Here is a 23,811-nt window from a genome sequence, read left to right as displayed (position 1 = left end):
CGGAGACCTAGGTACCGCCGCGGCGCGATGCCGGATGCGTTCGGCTGTCCGGCCGTCAGGCTGAAGGTTCCGTTTCAGATGCTCAGGAGGAAGCCGTGCTCCGGCCGGGACCCCGGCAGCCGGTACTGGGAGGCCACGAGGGCGGCGTCGACCTCCAGCGCCCCGTCGAGACGCACAGGGGTGTACACCACGCCACTTCGGCCAGCCGCCGCCTACCGCCGCGTACGTGCCTGCGCGCCTACGCGACGTGCAGCCGGACGTCGTCCGAGCCGCGCGCGGAGGCCACCACGGCGGCTTCCGCCTCCAGCGCCCTGTGGACGGCCGTGCGCAGTGGGGCGAACGCGGTGACGGTGACGTCGAGCGTGCGGCCCGCCGTCCTGGCCCGCCAAGTTCCCGCGATCTCGGAGCCCACCAGGACCGCCCCGGGCCCACCGATGGGGCGCCAGATCTCCTTCTGCCGGTCCCTGTCGGGCACGAGCAGCGCGCGGTCGCGGGCCTGGAGGTACGGGTCTCCCGGAGGCAGCAGCCGTACCAGGTCCCGGGGTTGGGCCGACAGCAGGGCGTCCAGCGCGGTCTCCGGCAGCCACGTCTCCTTCCCGGCCGACGACACCTCTGCCAGACCGTCCGGCCACACCGCCTTGACGACGGCAGGCCGGGTGCCGAGGTAGGCGGCGACTTCGGCGGGCGTGGCGGGCCCGAGGAAGCGCAGGTAGGCGCGGACCAGCTCCGCGGTCCCGGACGCAGCGGCGGGCACGGGCCGTCCCAGCCGCAGTGGTGACAGCACCGTACCGCCGCCTTCCGCCGACACCCGGAGGTCCCCGAAGAGCCCGGCCTGCTGGAACAGCAGCCCCGAGATGTGCTGTGCCCCGCACCTCTCGCACCAGTACGTCAGCGACTCCGGTACGGACGCGCTGACGGCCGTACTGACCTCGCCCTTCGCCATCGGTCCGGTCACCACGCGGCGGAACGCCTCGGCGGTCACTCGGAACGCCCGCAGCCCCAGGCGGGCGCCCTCCTTGATCACCGCGGTGTCGATGCGCGCGGTCGCGTCGGCGTCGTCCACCGGCCACAGCGCGGCCACGAGCGGGGCGAGGTCCGAACGGCGGTGGAGGTGAGGCGCGCCGCGGAACGACCACACGCGCTCCAGCCCCTCCGAGGCCGCGCCCCGCGCGGCGAGCGCCACGGGCGCGGAACCGGCCGGCGTGTCCTGGACCCCCAGGGCGAGCACGCCGGGCGCGGGCGATGAACGTTCGAAGGCATGCGCCGCCACCCGGTAGGCCAGTACCTGTTCCCGGCTCACTTCGACCCGGTGCACACGCTGCACGGCAGCCCTCCCTGGAGTCCGCGCCGGCCTCCGCGCTCGCGTCCCGGCCGCACTCGCACCGTACCGGCGCACCGCCACGAGCGCGCGCAAGGCCGGGGCTTCTCTCCGCAGCTGTCTGCCACCGGCGGAAACTCGGGTGGCCTCAGCGCACCATCCGGGTAGGGTCGGGCAGTGCCCGAGCTGAAGCGGCTGCATGCCGACCACGCCCCGGCGGTCCTGGCCTTCGAGCTGGCGAACCGCAGCTACTTCGCCGCCTCGATCCCCGACCGCGGCGACGACTTCTTCGACCGGTTCACCGACCGGTACAACGCCTCGCTGGCCGAGCAAGAGGCCGGCATCTGTGCCTTCTACGTGCTCGTCGCCGAGGACGGCTCGGTACTCGGCAGGTTCAACCTGTACGACTTGGAGGACGGCACCGCCAGACTCGGCTACCGGGTCGCGGAGCAGGTCGCCGGCCGCGGTGTGGCGACCGCGACCGTCCGGGAGCTGTCCAGGATGGCGACCGCGATCCACGGCCTGCGCACACTGCGGGCGGCCACCTCCCACGACAACGCCGCGTCCCGGAGAGTCTTGGCCAACGCCGGGTTCGTCCCGGTTGGCCCTGCCACCCCGGCCGATCTCGGCGGCAAGGCAGGCACGTGGTACCAACGCGACCTCCAGCCATAGACCTTGACCTCGCCGGCCTGATGAGCCGGACAGCCGACCGGTACGCCCGAGTCGAACCCGAGGCGTTCGACAGCGAACCCAGTCGTTCAGGATTCCTTGTCAGCGAACCCGGTCGGTCTTCGGCCCGATGCCTTTGGTCCTGGTCGGAGTTCCGTCCGGGGCGAACGAGTGGTGGAAGGTGAAGGCGTGCGGCGCGGAGCCGTGGTCGTGGAGGTGCTCCAGCCGGGAAACCCCGTCCTGCCAGGTGGGTATCACGCCGTCGGAGACCCACCACATCACGTAATTCGGGCGCCCTGTCCTCTCGAACCAGTCGTAGCGCCTGTTCAGCGCCGCACGGTGCAGACCGGTGTAGACGGCGTCGAAGGCGGGGCGCAGGTCGGTCCAGAGTGAGAGGGTCGTGGCCAGGGCGGTGGTTTCCACCGTACGGCCCTTGCCGTACCAAGTCGGTACGGCGAACTCTCCCCACGCACCCCAGTCCGCGTCGAAAAGCATGCCCCGGTCACCGTCTGGCGCTTCAGCACGAGCGAGGTACCCGGGGTGCTGACTGATCTGCCGGTAGACGGCCTCACCCCTCTCGTAGAACTCGTGCGTGAGAGGTCCGGGATCGGCGAGAGGTGTCTTCAAGACGCCGAAGGTGTACATCGCGAGATGGGGCATGCGTCTCTCCCTGGTGGGGGGTGCCTGGTGTGGACCCGGTTCGGTGGCTTACGCACGGGGCGAGGATCCGTGGGGCATGACCGACTCATCCCGTCGCGGGCGGCTCAGCCTGAAGGAACTCCTGTGCGGCCGTGGGCGATCGCCGAGGACCAGGTGAAGGTAGCTGCCTCTGCGGGCCATGTCGAAGTTGCGCTTTGCCCGACCAAATGCCCTCCTGTACTGGTCATTGCGGGGGCTGGGGCGGTGACGGGCGGGGCAGGCTGCGGGGTACCAGTGATCCACTTCGGCGCGATCGGTTCGCCCGCCGTGCCCGTACGCATCCCCTGTCCGATGGCCCCGGGTGCCGCCGAACGCGTAACGGCGTGCGGCGGGTCCGCGCTGGTCGGCCTGCGGGGGCGGCTCGAAGGCGGTCGTGTCGCGCGGCAGCGACGGCCGTCCCGAGGTGGACGTAGCGCGCCTCGAGGCCGAGTGCCGCCGCGGCGATGTCTCCTGATTCCGGCCGGTCGGCTCCCGTGCGGCGTTCTCGCGCACGGTGGTTCAGGCCACGAGTAGGCGAAGGCCGAGCTCGCGGCGTCGAGATCGACGAGGTCGCGGTTGCGCTCGGCCCACTGGCCTGAGGAAAGGTCGTCGCGGAGTCTGCACACCGCCCGCTGCTCGGCCTCCGGCCCGACTCTCGTCCATACCGATACGGCACGGCGCACATGTTCCTCCAGGTACGCCTCGGGCCGGCGCCAGTAGGCTTCGAAGAGGCCGTCGGCGCAGTCCCACGGGATGAGCACCGGCTCCATGCGGGCCCCGATCGCGCGGGCCAGCCGGTCCACCGAGGGCCGGCCGGCGACGAGGCCGGCGACCTCAGGCAGGTAGTCGCGGGTGAGCCAGAACCGGTGACGCCAACCGGTGTCACTGGCGTCGTGCGTGAACACCACCACGCGGCGGGCGACGCGCCGCAGCTCGCGCAGCCCGGCAATCGGGTCGTGCCAGTGATGGACGGTGCTGAAGGCCATGGCGGCGTCGAAGGACCGGTCCTCGAACGGGAGGCTCTCCGCACTGGCGGCCACGCACGGTGCCGCGCCAGCGGGACGCTGTGCCCGCATGACCGCCGACGGTTCCACCGCCGTGACTTCGCGGTCGGGGGGCTCGTAGGAGCCGGTGCCGGCTCCGACGTTCAGGACCGTCCGCGCGTCCCCGAGCGCATCCCAGACCCTTGCGGCGATTCGCGGCTCGGTGCGCCGCGTTGCCGGGTAGGCGGACCCGATGGCTTCGTACAACTGCGCGCCGAACACTTTCAGTTGCTCCTCCGGTGTCGTCCTGATCCCCGATGCGCGTGCCTCCAGCTCCCTGTCTATCGCCGTCACCATGGCAGCGGCGTGATCGCGCTGTTCCAGCAGCAGGCCGCGCAGCCGGTGCAGGCGCGCGACCGCGTCGGTGGTCGGGTCGTCGACCAGATCCGCGATCTCGCGCAGTCCGAAGCCCAGCCGCCGGTAGGCCAGCACCTCCCGCAGCCGCTCCACGTCACCCGCCGAGTACGCCCGGTACCCGGCCGCGGTCCGTGCGGACGGCCGCACGAGGCCGATCTCGTCATAGTGATGCAACGTGCGGACGCTCACGCCGGCCAGCCCGGCCACGCGACCCACGGTCAGGCGTTCCTCCATGCCACCGACCATGCGGCATGACGCCACGTGAGGGTCAAGTGCCACACCACCTCCGCCAGGCGGCCGGGCACGCGCCGCCGCGGTCGACTGTCAGTGCGAACCCATACCCTGCATGCATGAGTAGGCCCATCTGAAAGGGGTGGCGCGGTGGGCGGTGACGCGTGGTGGCAGACGGGCCCGTATCGGCGTGATCTGGCGGCGGCCTTCCGGCAGGCCCAGGAAGAGGAGCTGGCCCGGGACGACCGGGGTTTCGGGAGCCGGTCCGTGGACGAACTGTGGCAGGACGAGACCTGGGTGGAGTACGTCCTCACCGGCGGCACCGGCACGGTGCTGGACCAGGTCCACACGGTGGCCTCCACGCATGCCGAGTGGGGCCCGTTCATGCGGCCGTTGACGGACGAGGAGATCCGCGCCTGGTGCCCCGGCGGCCGGCCCACGGAAGCCGAGTGGCTCGACGCCATGAAGTCCGATCGCATACCCCTCCCCGCCCGGGCCTGCGGGAACTGCACCGAGCTCCACCACGACGGCCGGCCCACGGCGATCGGCTATTGGGGCGTCACCGCGGACTAGATGATCAACTCCCAGGGGTGCCTGCGGCGCGTGTGGGGGTGGGCGGTCAGGCGTCGGGGTCGACTTCGGGGTGCGTGAACCGCACGGGTTTGCCCAGTGACCGGGCGTAGGCGATTTCGGCTCGGGTGCTGTCTCCGGTGTAGTCGCCGACTACGAGCACCTCATCGGCGAGCCGGATCTTCGCTCGGTGCAGATCGTCGAGTCGAGCCTTCAGCGCCTCGGCCTCGACAGGATCGGACCAGAGTTCGTGCGGCGACTTCATGTCGCAACCCGGCTTGACGACAATCTTTCCGGCTTTGGTCTCCCGCAGATCGGCCTCGGCCATCTCGGTCATGAAACGGGTGGAGCCGCAGATCACGACGATACGCGGGAGGCTCAGCTGCTTCTTCGCGTCGGCGAGTCTCTCCTCGGGGGTGAGCGGTTGCGGGTATGACACTGGTTCCTCCTGGTGGTGTGGTCCAAGGGGTGCCTGCGGAGACGAGAACGAGGGCCTCCGAGATCGTCTTCCCCTGTCTGCCCCAGTGGCCCGGCTGCAAGAAGCGGCTGCGCAAGGCCGCCGGTCTGATGCGAAGCGAAACCGGATCCTGGCCGCCACCACCTCGGTGTCACCAGCGCGTGCGCCTGGTCGGGCGGCGTTCACGCCAGGGAGGCAGCTCCCCGCCTCTCCGGCTCGGAGGATGCTCGCTCGTCAGTCGATACAGAACTCGTTGCCCTCGATGTCCTGCATCACGATGCACGAATCATGGCCGTCGTACAGGAGTCGCACGCGTACCGCGCCGAGCGGGACCAGGCGGGCACATTCGGCCTCGAGCGCGGCCAGGCGCTCCTCGCCCACGAGTCCGGTACCGACCCGCACGTCAAGATGCACCCGGTTCTTGACGACCTTGCCTTCGGGGACGCGCTGAAAGTACAGGCGCGGGCCCACGCCTGAGGGATCACTGCAGGCGAACCATGAGCCCTGATCCTCGGGAGCCTGGGAGCGGTGGAAATCGTCCCAGGTGGCAAACCCCGCCGGTGGCGGCGGTACGACGTACCCCAACACCTCGCACCAGAAGCGAGCGAGACGCTCAGGTTCCGCACAGTCGAAGGTGACTTGGACCTGCTTGATCGATGACATCGGCGCACCATAGCAGGGGGGCTCTGTGGCTCATCTCCCGGTAGGGGTTCCCACGTTGTGCGGAGGACGGCGCCTGCTAGGGCCTGTCCGTTCGGTCATGAGAAGTGGTGCTGGTCGGAGGTGTCTCGCCCCAACCGCGCTCGACGGAGCGGCGGCATCCTGCGGGATCGTCGCCCGCGCTGATGAAGAGTGCGGTCAGCATGGGCACGGCGTGGGCGAGCGCATGGTGCGGCAAGGGGCCTGTGGCGACAAGTGAGGCAAGTCCGTGGCCGATCGTCCAGCTCTGTGTCGCCAGTTCCAGGGGGTCGACGTCGTCACGGAAGCGGTTGGCCGCCTTGGCCCGCTCGACGGCACGGACGAGGCAGTGCAGAGTGTCGTCCGCGGTGTGGGAGTCTTCGAGTTCGAAGCCCGCGTCGAACATGACGCGGTACAGGTCGGGGCTCTCCAGGGCGTTGGACAGGTAGGCGGCGCCCAGGGCGGCGAGGTCTCGCACGGGGTCCGTGGTCATCGCGACGGCCGCCAGTTTGGCAGCCAGGCGGGTGAAGCCTTCCTGCCGCAGTGCCTTCCACAGGCCGTCCATGCCGCCGAAGTAGGTGTAGACGGCCATCGTCGATACGCCGGTTCCGGCGACCAGTGTTCGCAGGGTGACCGGCTGCCGGTTCCGGAGCATGCGCGCGGCCCGGTCCAGCAGTTGGGAGCGGACAGCCGGATCTTTCGTCCTCGCCATGGCAGCACAATACATAGCATCGTTATGCTTTCGCGGAACGCTGATTCTGTCGCCTGTGACGCCGAGGAGGGGCCGTGACCGTGACGCTGATCAATCCCGATGGGCTGCCGAAACCCGAGGTCTACCGTCAGCTGTCGATCGCCACCGGTTCGAAGCTGGTGTTCCTTGCGGGGCAGGTCGCCCGGGATGCCGACGGTCGACCGGTCGGCGAAGGAGACCTCGCCGCTCAGGTCGAGCAGTGCTACCTCAACATCGGCACGGCACTGGCCGAAATCGGCGGATCCTTCGACGACGTGGCCAAGCTGACCATCTATGTCGTCGACTGGAGCCCCGAGAAGATGCCCCTGCTCGGTGAAGGGGTGGGCCGGGCGGCGGCCGAACTGGGCATCGACCCGGTCAAACCGATCACGCTGCTGGGCGTTGCGGCGCTGGGCGAACCGGACCTCCTGGTCGAGGTCGAAGCCACCGCGGTCATCGAATAGCCGCATCTGTGGTGAACCCGATGTCGGTGCCGCCACAGGGCGGGCCCCAGGGTCCCATCCGATACGGGGTTTCCACCCCGGGGCCCTTCCCGGTATCGCGCCTGAACGGCTCTCGTTCTGAATCGCCGGACGGGCCCAAGTCGAGCCTCTTCGGCGTTTGATGAGCGGGATTCGGGCGCGCAGAGCCCCCTGTTCGGGAAGGGGCGGCATGGGGACAGATCCGCCGGACGTCACCCGGGGCCAACGGGTACGGGCCGCCGACGAGCCCCCGCGTATCAGGGAGTCCGTCAGCGCGCCGGGGACAGGAGGGTGTTGAGCTCCGGGAACGGGATGGCGTCGGTCAGGGCGTCGTACCCGCCTGCGAAGAGGTCCTGGGCCGCGCGGCGGGCGGCGGCGTAGGCGGACTGGGCGATGCCGGCGCCGAGACTCACGCGGGTCACGCCGAGGGCCGCCAGGTCGGCGACGCCCGGGCGCCGGGGCCGGCCATGACGTTCAGCGGTACGGCGATGTTCTCGGCCAGCGCGGCGATCGTGGCGGTGTCGGTGACGCCGGGGACGAAGATGCCGTCCGCGCCGGCGTCGACGTACGCGCGTGCCCTGTCGAGGGTGTCCCTCAGCCGCGTGTCCGGCTCGCCGAGCCCGAACAGGTACGTGTCGATGCGGGCGTTGAGGAACATGCCCGCGCCGGCCCGGTCGGCGGCCCGCCGGGCCGCAGCGAGGCGCGCCGCGAGTTCGGCCGGGGGCCGGGTGCCGTCCTCGATGTTGACGCCCACGGCGCCCGCGTCGAGCACCGCGGCGACGGTCTCGGCGACTTCCGCCGCGTGCTGCCCGTACCCGCCCTCGATGTCGGCGGTGACCGGCACGGCCACCGATGCGGCGATGCGCGCGATCAGGTCCACCGCCCGCTCGCGGGCGAGGACGTCGCCGTCCGGGCAGCCCAGCGACCAGGCGACGCCCGCGCTCGTGGTGGCGATCGCGGGGGCGCCCGCGGCCTCGATGACGCGGGCGCTCGCGACGTCCCAGGCGTTGGCGAGGAGGAGGGGCTTGGCGGCGGTGTGCAGGGAGCGGAAGAGGTGAGCCTTGTCGGGCTGCGTGGTGATCATGCAAGCAGTCAAACAGGGCGCGGCGGCCGTGGGCTGGCGGCAATCCGACATGACCGCGGCCACGGCCCGGACCACCCGTCGCTGGCACAGCCGCCCCGCCCGCCGACCCCATCCCCGCGCGCATCCACACGAGCCCAACACAAAAGGGTGGTTGCCCTGCCGCCCTGACGGTGGCCCTCAACCCGTCGGCCGCTGCCCGGCCGCCGCGGCGCGGTACTGCCCGGGCGTCGCCCCGAACTCCCTCTTGAACGCGTGGGAGAAGGCGTACGGACTGCCGTAGCCGATCCGGCGGGCGACGGTGGCCAGCGGGTCCGTGGTGTCGCGCAGCAGGGCGGCCGCGAGGGAGAGACGCCACCAGGTGAGGTACGCCATCGGCGGTCGCCCGACCAGGGCCGTGAACCGGCGGGCCAGCGTGGGCCGGGAGACGCCCGCCTCCGCGGCCAGGCGCTCATTGGTCCACGCGGCGGCGGGCGCCGAGTGGATCGCCCGCAGCGCGGCGGTCGTCACCGGGTCGCCCAGCGCGGCCGGCCAGGACCCGGTGGTGTCCTCGGCCATCCACGAACGGATCATGTAGACGAGGAGGAGGTCGAGCAGGCTGGGCAGCGCGATGCAGGACCCGGGCCGGTGAGCGTCCAGCTCGCGGCCCAGCAGTTCGATCGCCGCTCCCAGTTCGGGGTGGCCGCCCCCGCGGCGGGGCAGGCGGACGACCGTCGGCAACTCCGTCATGAGCGGGTGGGCGCGGCTGCGGTCCAGCCGGTACTTGCCGCAGAGCATCTCCACCTCACGGCCGCCGCTGCCGGCGGCCCGGCCGGGGCGCTGCCGCGGCCCGTCGAGCCACTGCTCGAAGAGCACCGCGCGCTCCACGGCCGCGGCGTCCACGGGGGCATCGGCGATCACATGCCCGGTGCCGTGCGGCAGCAGTACGGCGTCCCCCGCGCCGAGCGCCACCGGTGCGCCGCCGTCCGGCAGCAGCCAACAGCTGCCCTCCAGAACGACATGGAAGCCCGCGCCGTCGTACGGGGCGAGCCGTGTGCACCAGCTCCCGCCGACCCGCACGCGGTCGGAGGACGGCCGCCCGATGCGTACGGCCGCGATCGCGTCGCTCACCACATCCACCGGACCAGCCTATCCATGATCGTACCCGGCGTGAGACGGACGCGTATCCGAGTGAGCCCCTTGCGTATGGAGAAGCTCATCGAGCCTCCCTAGGGTCGTGGACATGATCAGCGAAAACGTGCAGAGGTTCGTGCTGGGGGACGTCGAGGTCATCCGGATCGTCGAGTGGAGCGGGGCCTTCGCGCCGGCCCTCGCTCTCGTCCCCGAGTCCGGGCCCGAGGTGTGGCAGGACAACGAGGACCGGCTGGCACCGGACCACTGGGACCCGGACAGCGACACGGCCGTGGTCGCGCTGCAGACCTGGCTGCTGCGCAGCGCCGGGCGGACCGTCCTGGTCGACACCGGGGTGGGCAACGGACGCGAGCGGCCCGACACGCCCCGGTTCCACCACTGGCAGGGCGATTTCCTCGGCGGTCTGGCACGGGCCGGCATCCGGCCCGAGGACGTCGACGTCGTCGTCAACACCCACCTCCACGGTGACCACGTCGGCTGGAACACCACCGGTACGGCGGGAACGTGGACCCCGACCTTCCCCCACGCCCAGTACCTCGTCCCGGCCGCCGACGACGCCCACTTCGGCCCCGGCAACGCGTACGGAGGCGGCCTGCGCGAGGAGGACCGGCTCATCTACGAGGACAGCGTCGCGCCGGTCCACCGCTCCGGGCAGGCCGTGCTGTGGCACGGCGTCCACCGCATCGACGACCACCTCACCCTGGAGTCCGCACCGGGCCACACCCCCGGATCCTCCGTCCTGAGGCTCGCGTCGGGCGGCGACCGGGCGGTGTTCGTCGGCGACCTGCTGCACAGCCCGGTGCAGATCCTGCGCCCCTCCTGCAACAGCTGCTTCTGCCTCGACCCGAGGCGGGCGGCGGCCAGCCGGCGCCGGATCCTCGAACGAGCGGCGGACGAACGCGAACTGGTCGTCCCCGCCCACTTCGGCGGAGCCGGCGCGGTGGAAGTCCACAGGGAGGGCACCCGCTTCGCTCTCGGGCGCTGGGCGGCGTACACGGCGACGTAGAAGCCAACGTCCGGCCCGGCGGGGCCTCGCGGCACGCGCCGCCACCGCGCAAAGCCGGTGGAACGCCGAGCGCGCCTCGGCGAGGATCACCCGTGACGGCTGCGCGACGAGCGGAGGTATCGGGTGATCACACAGGGCGTACGGGTCACCTGCCGGTGCGGGCGCTGCGGCGGTGCGGTTCAGCAGGACATCGGTCAGTTCATCGAACGCGGCATGCTGCGCTGGAGCAGCGAAGGCCGGTGTGAGCGTTGTGCCGATGGGTGGTGCGAACAGGACAGCGGCCCGACGACTCCGGAGCACATCAGGCAGCTCCTGCTGCAGGCGCACGGGCCGGCGCGGCTTCGTCTCTCGGGGGATGCGCCAAGCCTCGTCCCGGTGCTGAAGGCCCTGCGCACGGCCCACGAGCTGTCGCTGCGCGAGGCGCGCCTACGGGCTGATCGGCTTGGCGAGGTGGGGCTTGTCGGCACGCTCGTGGAGATGGAGTTCCTGGCCCTCCACCTCCGGGCCCATGCCCTCGCGGTGACCGTCGAATCCGCCGCTGAGCGACCCTGACGACCCGTTACGGCTCCGCGCAGATGTGGAGGGCCTCCGGTGTGGCGCAGGGGAGGTGGCCGTGGGTGCGGACGACGTCCTGGCCGCTGCCCCGCACCAGGTAGACGAGGAAACTGGAGACGAGGGAGTCGGCGGGCGGGCGGCCGTAGGTGTAGGCGTATTCGATCTCCCGGTACCGGTAGCCGCTTCGCGCGATGTCCTCGATGGAGGGCGCGCGCCCGTCGAGCGCGAGCCGGTGGAGCCCGGGTACGTCCGCGCCCGACCGCAGTTCGCTGTAGCCGAGGGCGCCCGGGATCGCGGCGACGGTGGACATGACCTGCCGGGTGGAGTCGACCTCGCAGCGCAGGACGCGGGCGGCCGGGTCTGCCTTCCGGCGGCAGTCGGGGGAGGAGGGGGCGGGTTCGTAGCGGCCGAGGACGCGACGCTGGAAGACCTCCCGCGTACCGGAGTTGGTGTTGCGGCTGACGAGGACGACAGGCAGGTCGGGTCCGCCGAGGCGGGACCAGTTGCGGATCTCGCCGGCGTAGATGCGCCGTACGTCGTCGGTGGTCAGGCCGCGCAGCGGTACGCGGTCGTTGACGACCATGGCGAAGGCGCTCACGGCGACGCGGTTCTCGCGCAGCTGGTCGTAGCCGGTGTCGGGTTTCGGCCCGTCGGAGAGGGCGATCACCGCCGGGGATCCGGTCTTGTGCCGGGCGCCGGCCTCGGCCAGGGCGCGGATGCCGGTCGTGGTGCCGTGGGCGTCGACGGTGATGGTCGAACCCGGGCAGTCGTCCTCGTACTTGCGGGCCAGTTCCTCGGCGACGGGCGCGAAGGCGGTGGATCCGACGAGCGTGAGACGGCCGGTGGCGCAGCCCATCGGGGGCCGGGTGTCGTCGCGGACGACGATGATCGTGGCAAGGGCGACCACGCAGAGGGTGAGCAGCACGGTGATCAGCCGGGCGGGCCGGCTGAACCGTGGCGGGTTGCCGTCCGCGGGGACGGCCGTGTTGGGACGCACCTCGCCGTCCCGCAGGCCGCCCGTCACACGGACGAGGCCTTCGGCGGGCCCGCCGGCGAGGAGGAACAGCAGCTTGAAGTGCTCGCCGGGGTTGAGGGGGACGCGCGGCAGGTGGAGGGTGCCGCCGCTGTGCCGCATCCCGGCTTCCGGCGTGAAGTGCTCCATGAGGTGATCGGCGTCACCGGGCTGGGTGACGGCGACGGCCCGGATGCGGCGGCCGGTGAATTCGACGGTCAGCCCGTGCGGCGGTCGTCCGGTGTAGTCGGCGTCGCCGACGCTCTGGGGGCCGTCGTTCTCGATGCGCAGGAGGACGAGCGTCGCGTCGGGCGGGCTGGGAGCCTCGCCGAAGAGCCCGAAGGGGACGTCGGGGCGGCCGCCGTTGCGGACGTTGCGGCCGATGGGCGTGTCCATCTGGACGCGGTAGCCGATGCGTTTGCGCCGCGGCACCCGGCGCTCGTACCAGAGCACGCCGACCGAGGCGAGGACGCCGAGGACGGCCGTCAGGACGGCGATGACGTTCTCTGCGCTGAACCACTCCACGGGCGCTCCCCCTCGCTCGCACAGGTGTCCGGCGGGACATGTGAGGTCACCGTAGGCGGTGGGGCAGGGGGTGCGGGGCGGGCACCGGGAAGTTCATGACACGTTCAAGTTCCCCGTGGCGGAGCCGGCGAACGCCACCGGGGCCCGCCCACGGCACTCACCCCCCGGACGCGAAGGCCAGGATGTCCGGCACGGCTTCCCGCAGGCCGGCGAAGTGACGGTGCACACCCTCCACCGGATCGGCGGCGTTGACGCCCCACACCGTCATCCCCGCGCGCAGCCCGGACCGCACCCCCGACGGGGCGTCCTCGATGACCAGACAGTCCTCCGGCCCGGCGCCGAGCAGCGCGGCGGCCCGCAGATACGGCACGGGGGACGGCTTGCCCTCCTCGACGGCCTCCGCGTCCACGACCACGTCCGGCACGGGCAGGCCCGTACGCAGGAAACGGCCGCGCACCCGGTGCTCGTAGTTGGACGTCACCAGAGCCCAGCAACCGGGCGGCAGCGCGTGCAGCAGCTCCGACGCGCCGTCGAAGGCCCCGTACACACCGGAGCGGACGTCCTCGTCCTCCAGTTCGTGCAGGGCGGCCAGGCACGCGTGCGGATCACGCCCCGGAGCCACCTGCGCGAACGTCTCCATCGGCCGGGTCCGCAGGGCCACCCGGTGGACCTCGTCCGGATCGAGCCCGTACCGCTCGGCCCACGTCCGCCACACGCGGCGCTGGTTGTCCACGGCGTCGATCAACGTGCCGTCGACATCGAACAGGACGTACTTCGCGGGGCGGCGGCCCGGCCGCACGGATTCACCGGTCACCCGCCGATCCTGCCACCGGGTGCACCGGCGAAGGAGAGCGGGCCCCTGTAAGGGAAGGAGAGGCGGCCCAGCAGGGGGAAGGACAGCCGGTCAGCCGGTCTTCTTGCGGGCGCGGGCCGCCCGGCGGCGGATCGTGCGCCGTTCGTCCTCGCCGGTCCCGCCCCAGACGCCGTGGTCCTGGCCGGTGTCCAGGGCCCAGCGCAGGCACTGGTCCCGGACCGGGCAGCGGCCGCAGACCCGCTTCGCCTCCTCCGCCTGCATCAGAGCCGGGCCCCCGGTGCCTACGGGAAGAAGAACAGCTCCGGGTCCTCGTCACGGCACACGGCCGCCTGTCGCCAGTCCTGCACGGAAACCTCCTTCACTCGTCCGTCGCGTACGGCGCTCGTCGGCGTCGCCGCACGGTGTGCGGCTGACCCTCACCACCGCATTGAAACGCCCCCGGCGGCACCGGGGACGGAATCCCGCAAACAGGACCCGCGTCGAGTGCTGGTGCGGTAGGGCACCTCCGACCGGTGTTGCGACCCGCTCGGTGAGCGTGCGCGGTGTGTTCCTGGGAGCGAGGTGACAAGGAATCAGGCGTGCCCGGCGCCGGCCCGGGCGGCGGTCGCGGTGGCGGCGGGTGACGACCGGGGCGTCCTGGCCGGACGCGAGCCCCGACGCACGGAGCGAGCTGCTCGATGTCCTGTGCGTACGGAATCAGGGTGCGCTGCATGTCGGCGTACTGGCGGAGGAAGTCCTTCACACACCGGGCTCGACGACCTCTCGGGCGAGTACGTCGCTGAAGAGCGCGCCTCCGTCGGGCAGCAACGACCAGGCGCGCCCGGCGTCGACGGCGAGCGGCTCCAGGACGCGCCCCGGCATCCAGCGGGCCAGCGCCGCCGTGAGCGCGCCTTCGAAGGCGCCGGCCGGCGGGTTCGCCTTTGAACCGGACGGCGTCACGCCCCTCGACGGGCACCCGTACCAGGACGGACCACGGCCGCAGCCGCACCTGCCACTCGCCGGTCGCCCGCAGGCCCCGCGCGGCCAGCTCGCCCTTCACCCAGCCGAGAGCTTCTGTCCACCAGGTCTCCTGCTCCCAAGGGGTCACGGCGTCCTCGTACCGGCCCCGGTCCACGTGCACCGACTTCGCGCGCCGCATCTCGCCATCTCAGCATCGCGGGCAGAGGCGCGGCCACCACCGTTCGGGGGCGACCGGCTCCCGGCCCGGGTCCGACCCCTCGGCCCGCCCCAGGCCGACGATGTCGTGCGGGCGCAGGTGACACCCCGAAGTCGTGGCCGTACGGGCCAGTTCGACCACGTCGACGGCCCGGTCGGGATGGCCCCTGCTGCAGGCCGTCGCCACCGCGCCGGCGGTCAGGCCAGGTCCTGCCACCACCACGCGATCGACGGGAGGCGTTCGAGTGCGAGCGTGCCCGTGCGGGGGGTGTCGGTCCAGTGGACCTCGGGCGGGGTGTCGGGGACGTCGGGCAGCGTCGTGGCGTCGTTGAGGCTGACGTAGCGCGGCACGCGCACGCCCCATTCGATGTTGCCCCGAATGCCGTGCCCCAGTCCGGCCAGGTACTGGCGCAGCGGCGCGTCGGCGCGCCGGACGACCCGGTCCCGCAGGGTGAGGAAGCGCTGGAGCACGGTGTCGCGCAGGGCGACCGCCTCGTCCAGGGCTTCGGCGGGGGAGCAGCGCCGCTCGGCCATGAGGACGCTGACGATGTTCTGCCCGGTCTGGCGGCGGCTGGCCTCCTTGGCCTGGGAGTAACGGTCGTTGTCCAGCGCCGCGACCAGGATGGCCATCTCGGTCAGGGCGTACACCGCGGGGGAGTCCATCTCGTGGCCCGGTACGTCCAGGCCGTCGGCGATCTCGAGCATCGCGTAGGTCGGCTCGCCGCCCGCCGAGTGCAGGCGCATGGTCAGGTAGTCGTCGAGGCCGGGCATGCGCCCTCCGGCCCGGTTGCCGATCTGCCACTGGACGCCCGTGAGCCAAGCCCGGTGGGCGTTGTGGAACCGCCGGTTCTGGGCCGGGCCGGCACACGCCCGGAACCGTTCTCCGAGGTCGTGGACGGCAGCGGCGTACGGGTCGGCACAGGCGAGCGGCCCGGGCACCTCCAGGGCACGCTGTACGGACGCGGCCATGTCCGCGAAGGTGGCGGGGTCGGTTGCCAGGGGCCCCTCGTCGCAGCGGGCGTCGTCGAAGGCGAAGCCCCAGTAGACCCAGCAAGCGGTGATCCACAGCCGGTCGAGGTCCGCCTCAGGGACGAAGCGGGCGTAGAAGTCGGCGCTGTGGGTCGCCGCCACCCAGGCGCGCTCGGTCGGTGTCCGGCAGAAGCCGCTGCGGTCGATCCAGTCCAGTGCCAGCCGTTCGGCTTCGGCTGCCTGTGGGTGGACGGCGGAGGGGAGGGGGCAGTAGAAGGACTGGCTCTCGGCGACGGTGTCGGCCGCGGTGCGGCCCATGGGGGTCTCCTTTCGCCGTGGCACCAACGGATGGTGCGGATTGGCGGTGCCGGTTGGTGGTACCGGCGGTCGAGCAGGTCAGGCAGCCCGGACGACGGCTCGGGCCGCGATGCTCCGCAGCGCGTCGGCGGACTGCGGGGCGAGGACGTCGGCGTCGAGCGCGGACAGCGCCGCGTTGTACCGCGTGGTGATCATCCTTTCGACGGTCTCCTCCGCACCGGTGTGCCGCAGGATCCGGCGGACCAGCGCGGCGCCGTCCTCATCGAGGTCGGGCCGGCCGACGAGGGACACGAGCGTCCGTCTCCGCTCGGCGTCGGCGAGTTGCATGGCCACGGCCACCAGCACCGTCGCCTTGCCCGACCGGAGGTCTTCGAGGACGGGCTTGCCCGTCTGCGCCGGGTCGCCGAAGGTTCCGAGGAGGTCGTCCCGCAACTGGAAGGCCTCGCCGAGGGGCAGTGCGTAGGCGGAACACACGTCGAGGAGGTCCGGCCCGGCGCCCGCGAGCGTCGCCCCCACCTGGAGGGGCCGTTCGACGGTGTACTTGGCGGTCTTGTACCGGGCGATCGTCAGCGCACGCTCGACGTCGTCCGAAGGGCGGCCCGTCGCCGTGAGATCCATGTGCTGCCCCAGCAGGACCTCGGTGCGCATGGTGTCGATCAGGGGCAGGACCGTGTCACGCTGACGCGTGTTCAGGCCAGCGGCGTGGAGGAGCGCATCGGACCGGGCGAGCGCGAGGTCGCCCAGGAGGAGCGCCGCATGGGTGCCGTAGGCGTCGGCGTCCGGCCGGTCCGCGTGCCGGGTGGCGAAGGCGCGGTGCGCGCTGGGACGGCCGCGGCGCGTCTCGCTGGCGTCGATGATGTCGTCGTGGATCAGGGCGAAGGCGTGGAAGATCTCCAGGCTCGCCGCCGTACGCCACACCGTCTCGTCGTCGGCGCCCCCGGCGGCGTACCAGCCGAGCACGCACAGCACCGGCCGGATGCGTTTGCCGGGGGCGAGCACGAAGTCGGCCAGCGCTTGCGACAGTTCGTCCGAGCCGCGTCCTCGCTGGGCGGGCACGGAGGAGGGACGGTGCAGGAAGTCGGTCAGCACCGTTTCGATACGCCGGCGGATGGCGCTCAGGTCGAGGGCTTGGGCGAGGTCTGTACTCATCGGCTCTCCTCGGTGGTCGGGTCCGGCCCCCCGCCTACCGGTCCTTGGCGTAGTGGTTCCAGAGCATGGCGGTGGCCAGCGCCAGCGACACATCGGTGGCGCCCTTCCGCAGGGCGGAGGAACGGCCGCCGGAGCGGTGGCCGTTGAGCGTCATGCGCATGCTCAGATCGCGGTTGGACAGGTCCCTCGTGACTCCTCTCAGCTGCTGCGGTGCGGCGGCTCCCGCCGTGATCACTTCCAGGGCGGTACGGACGGCCTGGTGCGGCGAGAGGGACTCCTTCACCAGGTCCGTGACGATGCTGACCAGTTCCTCGGAGAACACGTCGATGAGGGAGAGTTCCGGGCACAGGTGCCGGATGGACCCCTCGATGTTGGCGAAGGACTTGCCGAGGATGGACACCATGGGGCTGGTGCGGATGCCGCGGCGGGTGGAGTGCTGGAGGACGGCGGTGAGGGTGACGCCGAAGTTCAGCTCCTCCAGGGACGCCGTGGCGACCTGGGGCACCAGCGCCGCCATGTCGCCCGCGAACGCCGAGGTGTTCGCCCACGAGGTGGCGCTTCCCATGTCGATCCAGGCGCGGGCGGTCCCGGCGCCGTCGTTCATGGCGAGGTTGAGCAGCAACAGGAGGATGCTGGTGCTCATGGGACGGTCGATGCGCCCGACCATGCCCCAGTCGATGATGGTGGCGGGATGGCCCGGTTTGACGAAGATGTTCCCCGGGTGCGGGTCGGCGTGGAAGATCCGGTCGACGAAGTAGCCGCGGTACATGAACGCCAGGAGGTCCTGGCCGATGGCACCGCGCTCCTCCGTGGTGAACGCGTCCTTGTCCGCTTCGCGGATCGGTGTCCCGGGCGCCAGGCTCTGCACGAGGACGCGCCCGGTGGCCTTGACGACGTCGGGTACGGCGATGTGATCGAAGTCCGCTGCGGCCGCGGCCGCCTCGGTCATGTTGCGGGCCTCCATGACGAAGTCGAGTTCGGGGCGCATCGCGTCGAAGACGACGTTCAGCATGGCCTCGATGTCGATGACCTCGTTGAAGCGCGGGGCCCTGCGGGCCGCGAAGCGCGACAGGCTGCCCATGAGCTTCATGTCGGCGGCGACGGTCTCGCGGACACCGGGACGCTGGATCTTCACCGCCACCGGTCGGCCGGACGGCAGTACCGCCCGGTACACCTGGGCGAGCGACGCGGTGCCCAGCGGGCGGTCGACGTCGATGTCGCGGAACTGCTGCGCCCACCCGGGCCCCAGCTCCTCCCGGAGCACCGGCTCGAAGTGGCGGAACGGTGCGGGGGACGCCTCGTCCTGCAGCTTCTCCAGCTCCCGGATCATCTCCGGTGTCACGATGTCGGGCCGTGTGGCGAGCATCTGCCCGACCTTCACGTAGAACGGTCCGAGGCTTTCGAGCGCGTGGCGGAGGTCACGGGCCCGGCGGACCGCCGCACCGTCCTGGCCGTCCGGACCGCCCCCGGAGGGGAGGAGTGCCCTGGCGGCCTCCCGGCGGGCGAGGTGGCCGAGCGTCCGCATCAGCAGGCGCCCCCGGCGAGGACTCATCGGCTCCATGGCCGGCCACCCCCCGTTCGATTCCCGGCGGTCCGTCCCGGCCCGCCCCGCGAGGGCGGCGGCGGTGGGTCAGCGTGCTTCACGGATGCGGTCGATCCGGTCGGCCAGGCGGGCGATTTCGTCCTTGAGCGCTCCGACGTCGTCGGACCCGCGGGACCGGGGTACGCGTCCGGTGGCGCCGGGACCGTCGCCGTCGCCCCAGCGCCTCTCCATACGGCCCCGGAGCAGTTCCAGCTGCTCCTTCAGGGCCCTCAGTTCCTCGCCGTCGTGGACATCGCCACCGCCACGGCGGGACCGCGCCTCCCGGACGAAGCCGTCGTCGTAGGGCTCGTCCTCGTCCGGATCGCGCCGGTAGGGGCCGCCGCCACCTCGGCGGGGACGCCGGCGTCGGGGACCGCGCCGGTGCGGATGGCCGTGGTCGTCGTGGCAATCGTCGTGCCAGTGGTCGTCGTGGTCGTGGTCGTGGTCGTGATCGTGGTCATGGTCGTGGTCGTGGTCGTGGTCGTCATCGTCATCGTCGTCGTCCAGCGCCCGGCTGACCGAGCGCCGGACCCCGCGCTCGAAGTCACCGGTCCTGTCCAAGGCGTCGTCCACGAGGTCCTCGGTGGCGCGCACGATACGGCGCAACGCATGACTGAACGACGTACGGGAATGGCGACGGGACACGGGATACACCTCTCGGACGGGTTGAGAAGACGTTTCGGTGAATTCGCCCCGCAGGGCGGCCGGTTCTGAAAGGCGCTTTTCGCGGAAGACGGTTCCGCGTTCATCTGGAGACTCACCGGTGGGCGCCGGACAAAACAATGGTCCTTTCTATTTCGTTCCTTGGAGTGAGCGCACTCCGTAGCGGCCGAGTGAGACGGGCGCACGCCGGGGTGCAGGAGCCGGAATGAAAATGATGGAATGAAGAACGGGTTGCACCGTCTGGGGTCCCGCGTGGTGCCCGCTGTCCTGAGGAGCGTGATTCGCTCAAACGGCGAAGAAACACGATCCCATACGAAGAAGTGTCTGACAGAAGCGCTAAGAAGTCGGCCACAATCGCGCGTTGCGCTATTCGGCGGATTCGGGATCACGTCATGCGCCAATAACTCATCACGAGACCCTGGAATCCCCGCCGGAAAATAACGGCGGACTAGCGGAGGAATCTTCATGGCTAAGATCAACAGGATCGAGGCACACATCCGGACCGCTGACGTATCGCATGCAGGGACACAGGGATGGGTGTACCTCGGTATCGCCGGCCGCGAGTTCGTCCTCGACGCGGCCGGCACCTCCAGCGGAACCCGCACCGGCGACAACTGGACATTCGTGCTCGGCGAGGACGCCAACGTCGAGAACGCCGCGTACAACGACCCGCGCAGGCCGCAGCTCTACACGGACAACCTCGACCGGTACCCCGTCTACCTGCGCTTCGAGCCGATCGGCCCGGACCCGGCGTGGTGCCTGGAACGCGTGGTCGTCGACGTCAACCCCGACACCGACCACCCGCAGACCTTCGACAACCCCGACCTCGCCGACTTCGGAGAGGACCGGCGCCTGTGGCTGGGCCAGGAGTACGGAAAGTGCCTCTTCCTGAAGCGGTACAACGACTGAACCGACGCGTTCCGTTCGTGGAGGAGGGCCGCCCGGGCCTGTGTCCGGCGACCACCCGCAACCTCGTCCTCGCACCCGGCGTGCCAGGATCGCGACGTGAAGGTGAACGCGAGCGCTCCGCACTACCGCCTGGCCGGCGATGCCGACCTGGCCACTCTCGTCCGGCTGCGCGACGACGCCGCCCGCTGGATGCTCGCCAACGGCATCACCGGCCAGTGGCAGCCCGGTCAGCTGGACGAGGACCACTTCCGCCGCGCCATGGCCGGCGGCGAGGTCTGGCTCGCCGAGGCGGACGGTCGCGTGGCGGGCGCGTGGGAGCTGTGGTGGGAGGACGAGGACGCCTGGGGACCGCAGCCGCCGGTCGCCGGCTACGTCCACCGGCTGATGGTGGACCGCACCTGCGCGAGGCCGGGAACGGGACGGTTGCTGCTGCGCGCCGCCGAGCGCCGTGTGGCCGAGGCGGGACGGATGCTCGTACGCCTCGACTGCCTGGCCGGCAACGCGCGCCTCAACGCCTACTACCGGAACGCCGGCTACCGGGTCGCCGGCCACAAGGCGGGCAAGCCGCAACCGAACGGCGAGCCCAAGTCGTTCACACTCCTGGAGAAGACGCTGCGCGGCGGCGGCTGATGGGCCCCGTGCGGACAGCCGCGCTCCCTGAGCACCGTGGCCGTGCGCCGCGCCTCGCAGCCCGTCCCGGACCACCTCCCAGGTGGTCGCTCCGTGGTTGCGCTTCCCGGCGGCCGAAGGGAGCGTGAGGACGTGCAGGAACTGGCGATCATCGAGGCACCGTCCGTGCTCGGACTGCGCCCCTCCGGAGTCCAGGAGATGCCCGCGGCGCTGCTGGATGCCGGTCTGCTGCTCCACCCGGGGGCGGTGCCGGCCGGCAGGGTGGAACCGCCCGCGTACGACCCGAGGCGGGACCCTGGGACGGGCGTCCTCAACGCCGCCGGCATCGTGCGGTACTCCGTTCGGCTGGCCGATGCGGTCGGTGACGTCCTGGACGCCGGCCGCTTTCCCGTGGTCCTCGGCGGAGACTGCAGCATCCTGCTCGGCGGCCTGCTGGCCCTGCGCCGCCGCGGACGCCACGGCCTGCTGTTCCTCGACGGCCACACCGACTTCTACCAGCCGTCGGCGGAGCCGGTCGGCGAGGCGGCCTCGATGGAACTCGCCCTGGCCACCGGCCGCGGCCCACGGCTCCTCACCGACCTCGAAGGGCGCGGGCCACTGCTGCGGGACGAGGACGTCGTCGCCTTCGGCTTCCGCGACGCCGCCGAATCCGCCGCGGCGGGGATGCAGCCGCTACCGCCCCAGCTGCACGCCATCGATCTCGACGGCCTTCGGGCCGTGGGCGCGGCGGCGGCAGCGCGGCAGGCGGTCGACCGACTCACCACCGGCACAACCGCCGGCTACTGGGTCCACCTCGACGTCGACGTGCTGGACGACGCGGTCATGCCGGCCGTCGACTACCGCATGCCCGGAGGACTGAGCTGGTCGGAGCTGGAGACGGTGCTGCGGACAGCCCTGGGCCACGCCCGAGCGGTGGGCCTCGATGTCACGATCTTCAATCCCCGTCTGGACCCGGAGGGGAGGATCGCGGCGCGCCTCACGGAATGCCTCCACCGCGGGCTGTCCGCCCGAACGCCGAGAAGCTGAACGGCCGAACCGCGACGGAGTGCTTCCGCGGTCCCGTCGCCGAACTCAGCCGGTGGCGGCCAGTCGCTCGCGCCACCAGTCCACCGTCGCCTCGACCTGCTGATCGACCGGGGTGGCCCGTACGGCGAATGCGGAGGTGAAGGCGCTCGAATCCACGACGAAGGGACGGTCGAACTGGTAACGGATCTCCTTCAGTTCGCGCATCAGCGGGGAGAAGACCGACGCGACGCCCAGCAGGGCCGGCGACAGTCTGCGCACCGCGACGGGACCCGTGGCCGCCTGAGCGGCGAGGAGGTCGACCATCTCCCGGGCGGACAGCGCGGGCTCGGTCGGGGCGTGCCAGGCCCGCCCCCAGGCCCGTTCCTCGCCCGCTGCTTCGACCAGGGTCCTGGCCACGTCGGGGAGGTAGCTCCAGCTGTGCGGGGCGTCCGGGTCCCCGAGCGTGGAGACCGGCTTGCCGCGCAGCAGCCGTGGCATGACCCGCGCGGCCAGGTGCCCGCCGTCGGTCACGCCGGGCCCGAAGAAGTCCGAGGCCCGCACCTCGACCGCCCTGATACGGCCCTGTTCATGCAGGTGCCGCGCCTGCTCCCAAGCAGCGGCGCGTACCCGCCCCTTCGGCCCGGTCGCCGCCAGCGGCAGATCCTCGGTCATGGGGCCGTCCACCGGACCGTAGCCGTAGAGGTTGCCCAGCATGACCAGGACGGCGCCGCTCGCCTCGGCCGCCGCGCGGACCGACGCCGCCAGTGGCGGCCATTCGCTCGCCCAGCGGTGGTACGGCGGTGCGGCGCAGTGGTAGATGGCGTCGGCGCCTTTCACGGCTTCGATCAGTCGCGTGCTGTTCGCCGCGTCCAACGCGACGTGCTCGATGCCGGGCTCCGGGCTTCGCGCCCCTCTGGTGACGACCCGTACCGAGTGGCCCTTCTCGACCAGCAGCCGAGCTGTGGCCGCCCCGGCGGGCCCGAATCCTATGACGACATGAAGACTCACGATCGCACCCTAACGCGCCCGTCATCGCAGGATGGTTGAGCCCCGAGGCCGTACGACGGGCCGGCCGCGGCAGAGCCCTCCCGGCGCCGGGGCCCGCGGTCCGGGTGCGGGTGGGTCACGCGGGAAGTCTCGGGCTTTTGAGCACCTCTGTCAGGGCGGAGATGCTGTGGTCGCCGTGACCGGACTCCACGGCCCGCCGCAGCAGGTCGTGGAAGGGTTTGTGCCACGCCATGTCGAGGTTCGCCTCCTTCGCGAGTTCCTCGTCATGGGCCGCTCCGGCCAGGAACAGGTTCACCGAGGACGCGGGCTTGCCGTAGTCGCCCCGGTCGATCTCCTCGGCGAAGACCGGGAGCACCGAGTTGATCATCTCGAACCACTTGACGCTGAACCGCACCATCGAGGCCACCTCGAGACCGCGCGCCTGTATCGCCGCCGCGCCCTGGAAGAAGCCGACGAGCGCGGGCAGCAGGGTGCCGCCGACCGCCATCTCGTACAGGGCGGCGAGATCGGCGTCGGCACCGAGGTAGACGGTGTCGCCGCCCAGCACCCGCAGCGTCGACGCGAACTCGTCGAAGACGCCGCTGTCACCGCCGTAATACAGGAGGGTGTCCTCGCCGCCCACCGCGGACGGCACGTTCTTGACCGCCCCGTCGAGGAATCGCGCGCCGTGCCCGAGCGACCATGCGGCCATCCCGCGGGCACCGGCCGGCGATCCGCTGTTCAGGGTGACAAGGGCGCGCCCCTTGAGCGACACCGCGGCCGGGGCCAGAGCCTCGATGGTGTCCTCGTACGTGGTCAGACAGGCGATGACCAGCGGGCTTGCCGCGACTGCCTCCTCCACCGTGGGGGCGTGTTCGGCGCCCCTGGACACGAGTGGCGCGGCCTTCGACGGGGTCCTGTTCCAGACGGTGGTCGGGTGTCCGGCCTCGATGAACGCCTCGGCCAGTGCGCTGCCCATCGAGCCCAGCCCGATGACGGTCACGGGAGTGCGGTGATGCTCGGAAAGGCGATGCCCGGAAAGGCGATGCTCGGAAAAGTGATGCTCAGTCATGCGCTGCTCCTGTCTGATGCCGATTCACCTCGCCC

General features: G+C 71.5%; 24 protein-coding genes and 4 pseudogenes. 9 read left to right on the top strand and 19 right to left on the bottom strand.

The window, feature by feature from the left end:
• Window positions 1-238: 238 nt before the first annotated feature.
• On the bottom strand, window positions 239-1,324 hold the full coding sequence (locus ABEB09_RS01250; RefSeq protein ID WP_345686177.1) for a DNA glycosylase AlkZ-like family protein: 1,086 nt from the start codon (window positions 1,322-1,324) through the stop codon (window positions 239-241).
• Between the two features lie 171 nt (window positions 1,325-1,495).
• On the opposite strand from ABEB09_RS01250, the gene ABEB09_RS01245 reads away from it, so the two are divergent.
• The gene (locus ABEB09_RS01245; protein WP_345686175.1) at window positions 1,496-1,990 is read left to right on the top strand and encodes a GNAT family N-acetyltransferase; all 495 of its coding nucleotides are present in this window, start codon (window positions 1,496-1,498) and stop codon (window positions 1,988-1,990) included.
• 99 nt (window positions 1,991-2,089) lie between these two features.
• Here ABEB09_RS01245 and ABEB09_RS01240 read toward each other — a convergent pair whose 3' ends face one another.
• Both ABEB09_RS01240 and ABEB09_RS01235 read right to left on the bottom strand, forming a co-directional pair.
• A complete protein-coding gene (locus ABEB09_RS01240) occupies window positions 2,090-2,647 on the bottom strand; it encodes a DUF3291 domain-containing protein (RefSeq protein WP_345686173.1) in 558 nt (185 codons plus the stop codon).
• A 537-nt stretch (window positions 2,648-3,184) separates the two neighbouring features.
• Window positions 3,185-4,299: pseudogene (locus ABEB09_RS01235) on the bottom strand (MerR family transcriptional regulator).
• A 147-nt stretch (window positions 4,300-4,446) separates the two neighbouring features.
• Between ABEB09_RS01235 and ABEB09_RS01230 the strand changes: the two are divergent.
• Window positions 4,447-4,869: a hypothetical protein gene (locus ABEB09_RS01230; protein WP_345686171.1), complete on the top strand. Its 423-nt coding sequence runs from the start codon at window positions 4,447-4,449 to the stop codon at window positions 4,867-4,869.
• A gap of 46 nt (window positions 4,870-4,915) precedes the next feature.
• Here ABEB09_RS01230 and ABEB09_RS01225 read toward each other — a convergent pair whose 3' ends face one another.
• A complete protein-coding gene (locus ABEB09_RS01225; protein ID WP_345686169.1) occupies window positions 4,916-5,305 on the bottom strand; it encodes a hypothetical protein in 390 nt (129 codons plus the stop codon).
• A 65-nt stretch (window positions 5,306-5,370) separates the two neighbouring features.
• Between ABEB09_RS01225 and ABEB09_RS34825 the strand changes: the two are divergent.
• Window positions 5,371-5,474 (top strand): annotated as a pseudogene (locus ABEB09_RS34825) (IS982 family transposase); the annotation flags it as partial.
• 83 nt (window positions 5,475-5,557) lie between these two features.
• Here ABEB09_RS34825 and ABEB09_RS01220 read toward each other — a convergent pair.
• Together ABEB09_RS01220 and ABEB09_RS01215 are read right to left on the bottom strand one after the other, a co-directional pair.
• A complete protein-coding gene (locus tag ABEB09_RS01220; RefSeq protein ID WP_345686168.1) occupies window positions 5,558-5,986 on the bottom strand; it encodes a VOC family protein in 429 nt (142 codons plus the stop codon).
• A gap of 76 nt (window positions 5,987-6,062) precedes the next feature.
• On the bottom strand, window positions 6,063-6,713 hold the full coding sequence (locus tag ABEB09_RS01215; protein ID WP_345686166.1) for a TetR/AcrR family transcriptional regulator: 651 nt from the start codon (window positions 6,711-6,713) through the stop codon (window positions 6,063-6,065).
• Between the two features lie 74 nt (window positions 6,714-6,787).
• Between ABEB09_RS01215 and ABEB09_RS01210 the strand changes: the two genes are divergently transcribed.
• Window positions 6,788-7,195, top strand: a complete 408-nt coding sequence (locus tag ABEB09_RS01210; RefSeq protein ID WP_345686164.1) for a RidA family protein — start codon at window positions 6,788-6,790, stop codon at window positions 7,193-7,195.
• A gap of 287 nt (window positions 7,196-7,482) precedes the next feature.
• On the opposite strand, the pseudogene ABEB09_RS01205 reads toward ABEB09_RS01210, so the two are convergent.
• Together ABEB09_RS01205 and ABEB09_RS01200 are read right to left on the bottom strand one after the other, a co-directional pair.
• Window positions 7,483-8,297 (bottom strand): annotated as a pseudogene (locus tag ABEB09_RS01205) (isocitrate lyase/PEP mutase family protein).
• A gap of 177 nt (window positions 8,298-8,474) precedes the next feature.
• Window positions 8,475-9,413 (bottom strand): AraC family transcriptional regulator, encoded by a 939-nt coding sequence (locus tag ABEB09_RS01200; RefSeq protein ID WP_345686162.1) that lies wholly within the window; start codon window positions 9,411-9,413, stop codon window positions 8,475-8,477.
• A 103-nt stretch (window positions 9,414-9,516) separates the two neighbouring features.
• Here ABEB09_RS01200 and ABEB09_RS01195 point away from each other — a divergent pair, with 103 nt between their 5' ends.
• Window positions 9,517-10,431 carry an MBL fold metallo-hydrolase gene (locus ABEB09_RS01195; protein WP_345686160.1) on the top strand — a complete coding sequence of 305 codons (915 nt, stop codon included), beginning with the start codon at window positions 9,517-9,519 and terminating at the stop codon, window positions 10,429-10,431.
• Between the two features lie 123 nt (window positions 10,432-10,554).
• The gene (locus ABEB09_RS01190; protein ID WP_345686158.1) at window positions 10,555-10,983 is read left to right on the top strand and encodes a hypothetical protein; all 429 of its coding nucleotides are present in this window, start codon (window positions 10,555-10,557) and stop codon (window positions 10,981-10,983) included.
• 7 nt (window positions 10,984-10,990) lie between these two features.
• Here ABEB09_RS01190 and ABEB09_RS01185 read toward each other — a convergent pair whose 3' ends face one another.
• The 9 genes and pseudogenes from ABEB09_RS01185 to ABEB09_RS01145 all read right to left on the bottom strand — a co-directional run bounded on the left by ABEB09_RS01185 (window position 10,991) and on the right by ABEB09_RS01145 (window position 19,155).
• Entirely contained in the window at window positions 10,991-12,523 is a 1,533-nt protein-coding gene (locus ABEB09_RS01185; protein ID WP_345686156.1) for a substrate-binding domain-containing protein, read from the bottom strand.
• A gap of 157 nt (window positions 12,524-12,680) precedes the next feature.
• Window positions 12,681-13,337, bottom strand: a complete 657-nt coding sequence (locus ABEB09_RS01180) for an HAD-IA family hydrolase (protein ID WP_345686154.1) — start codon at window positions 13,335-13,337, stop codon at window positions 12,681-12,683.
• Window positions 13,338-13,427: 90 nt separating this feature from the next.
• A pseudogene (locus tag ABEB09_RS01175) lies at window positions 13,428-13,684 on the bottom strand (WhiB family transcriptional regulator).
• Between the two features lie 391 nt (window positions 13,685-14,075).
• Window positions 14,076-14,276, bottom strand: coding sequence for a hypothetical protein (locus tag ABEB09_RS34820; protein WP_380841076.1), 201 nt, complete (start codon window positions 14,274-14,276; stop codon window positions 14,076-14,078).
• A 208-nt stretch (window positions 14,277-14,484) separates the two neighbouring features.
• Window positions 14,485-14,712: a hypothetical protein gene (locus ABEB09_RS01165; protein WP_345686152.1), complete on the bottom strand. Its 228-nt coding sequence runs from the start codon at window positions 14,710-14,712 to the stop codon at window positions 14,485-14,487.
• Window positions 14,691-15,779: a terpene synthase family protein gene (locus ABEB09_RS01160; RefSeq protein ID WP_345686150.1), complete on the bottom strand. Its 1,089-nt coding sequence runs from the start codon at window positions 15,777-15,779 to the stop codon at window positions 14,691-14,693. Before ABEB09_RS01160 ends, ABEB09_RS01165 begins: the two co-directional genes overlap by 22 nt.
• 78 nt (window positions 15,780-15,857) lie before the next feature.
• Window positions 15,858-16,928: a polyprenyl synthetase family protein gene (locus ABEB09_RS01155; RefSeq protein ID WP_345686148.1), complete on the bottom strand. Its 1,071-nt coding sequence runs from the start codon at window positions 16,926-16,928 to the stop codon at window positions 15,858-15,860.
• Window positions 16,929-16,962: 34 nt separating this feature from the next.
• Window positions 16,963-18,480, bottom strand: coding sequence for an ABC1 kinase family protein (locus ABEB09_RS01150; RefSeq protein WP_345686146.1), 1,518 nt, complete (start codon window positions 18,478-18,480; stop codon window positions 16,963-16,965).
• A 78-nt stretch (window positions 18,481-18,558) separates the two neighbouring features.
• Entirely contained in the window at window positions 18,559-19,155 is a 597-nt protein-coding gene (locus ABEB09_RS01145) for a hypothetical protein (RefSeq protein WP_345686144.1), read from the bottom strand.
• 555 nt (window positions 19,156-19,710) lie between these two features.
• On the opposite strand from ABEB09_RS01145, the gene ABEB09_RS01140 reads away from it, so the two are divergent.
• The 3 genes from ABEB09_RS01140 to ABEB09_RS01130 all read left to right on the top strand — a co-directional run bounded on the left by ABEB09_RS01140 (window position 19,711) and on the right by ABEB09_RS01130 (window position 21,738).
• Complete coding sequence (locus ABEB09_RS01140; RefSeq protein WP_345686142.1) at window positions 19,711-20,082, top strand: hypothetical protein; 372 nt, start codon at window positions 19,711-19,713, stop codon at window positions 20,080-20,082.
• Window positions 20,083-20,178: 96 nt separating this feature from the next.
• Complete coding sequence (locus tag ABEB09_RS01135; RefSeq protein WP_345686140.1) at window positions 20,179-20,712, top strand: GNAT family N-acetyltransferase; 534 nt, start codon at window positions 20,179-20,181, stop codon at window positions 20,710-20,712.
• 132 nt (window positions 20,713-20,844) lie between these two features.
• Window positions 20,845-21,738 carry an arginase family protein gene (locus ABEB09_RS01130; RefSeq protein ID WP_345686138.1) on the top strand — a complete coding sequence of 298 codons (894 nt, stop codon included), beginning with the start codon at window positions 20,845-20,847 and terminating at the stop codon, window positions 21,736-21,738.
• 45 nt (window positions 21,739-21,783) lie between these two features.
• On the opposite strand, the gene ABEB09_RS01125 is transcribed toward ABEB09_RS01130, so the two are convergent.
• Window positions 21,784-22,725 carry an NAD-dependent epimerase/dehydratase family protein gene (locus ABEB09_RS01125; protein ID WP_345686136.1) on the bottom strand — a complete coding sequence of 314 codons (942 nt, stop codon included), beginning with the start codon at window positions 22,723-22,725 and terminating at the stop codon, window positions 21,784-21,786.
• Window positions 22,726-22,840: 115 nt separating this feature from the next.
• Complete coding sequence (locus ABEB09_RS01120; protein WP_345686134.1) at window positions 22,841-23,776, bottom strand: NAD(P)-dependent oxidoreductase; 936 nt, start codon at window positions 23,774-23,776, stop codon at window positions 22,841-22,843.
• Between the last annotated feature and the right edge of the window lie 35 nt (window positions 23,777-23,811).

Source organism: Streptomyces coeruleoprunus (assembly GCF_039542925.1).
Classification (GTDB): Bacteria; Actinomycetota; Actinomycetes; order Streptomycetales; family Streptomycetaceae; genus Streptomyces; species Streptomyces coeruleoprunus.
This window is presented reverse-complemented; position numbering and strand designations above follow the sequence as displayed.

Excerpts from the sequence above, each read along its gene's own strand:
- ABEB09_RS01150 (WP_345686146.1), bottom strand. The coding sequence starts at position 18,480 with ATGAGTCCTCGCCGGGGGCGCCTGCTGATGCGGACGCTCGGCCACCTC.
- ABEB09_RS01160 (WP_345686150.1), bottom strand. The coding sequence starts at position 15,779 with ATGGGCCGCACCGCGGCCGACACCGTCGCCGAGAGCCAGTCCTTCTAC.
- ABEB09_RS01155 (WP_345686148.1), bottom strand. The coding sequence starts at position 16,928 with ATGAGTACAGACCTCGCCCAAGCCCTCGACCTGAGCGCCATCCGCCGG.
- ABEB09_RS01120 (WP_345686134.1), bottom strand. The coding sequence starts at position 23,776 with ATGACTGAGCATCACTTTTCCGAGCATCGCCTTTCCGGGCATCGCCTT.
- ABEB09_RS01195 (WP_345686160.1), top strand. The coding sequence starts at position 9,517 with ATGATCAGCGAAAACGTGCAGAGGTTCGTGCTGGGGGACGTCGAGGTC.
- ABEB09_RS01215 (WP_345686166.1), bottom strand. The coding sequence starts at position 6,713 with ATGGCGAGGACGAAAGATCCGGCTGTCCGCTCCCAACTGCTGGACCGG.
- ABEB09_RS01220 (WP_345686168.1), bottom strand. The coding sequence starts at position 5,986 with ATGTCATCGATCAAGCAGGTCCAAGTCACCTTCGACTGTGCGGAACCT.
- ABEB09_RS01240 (WP_345686173.1), bottom strand. The coding sequence starts at position 2,647 with ATGCCCCATCTCGCGATGTACACCTTCGGCGTCTTGAAGACACCTCTC.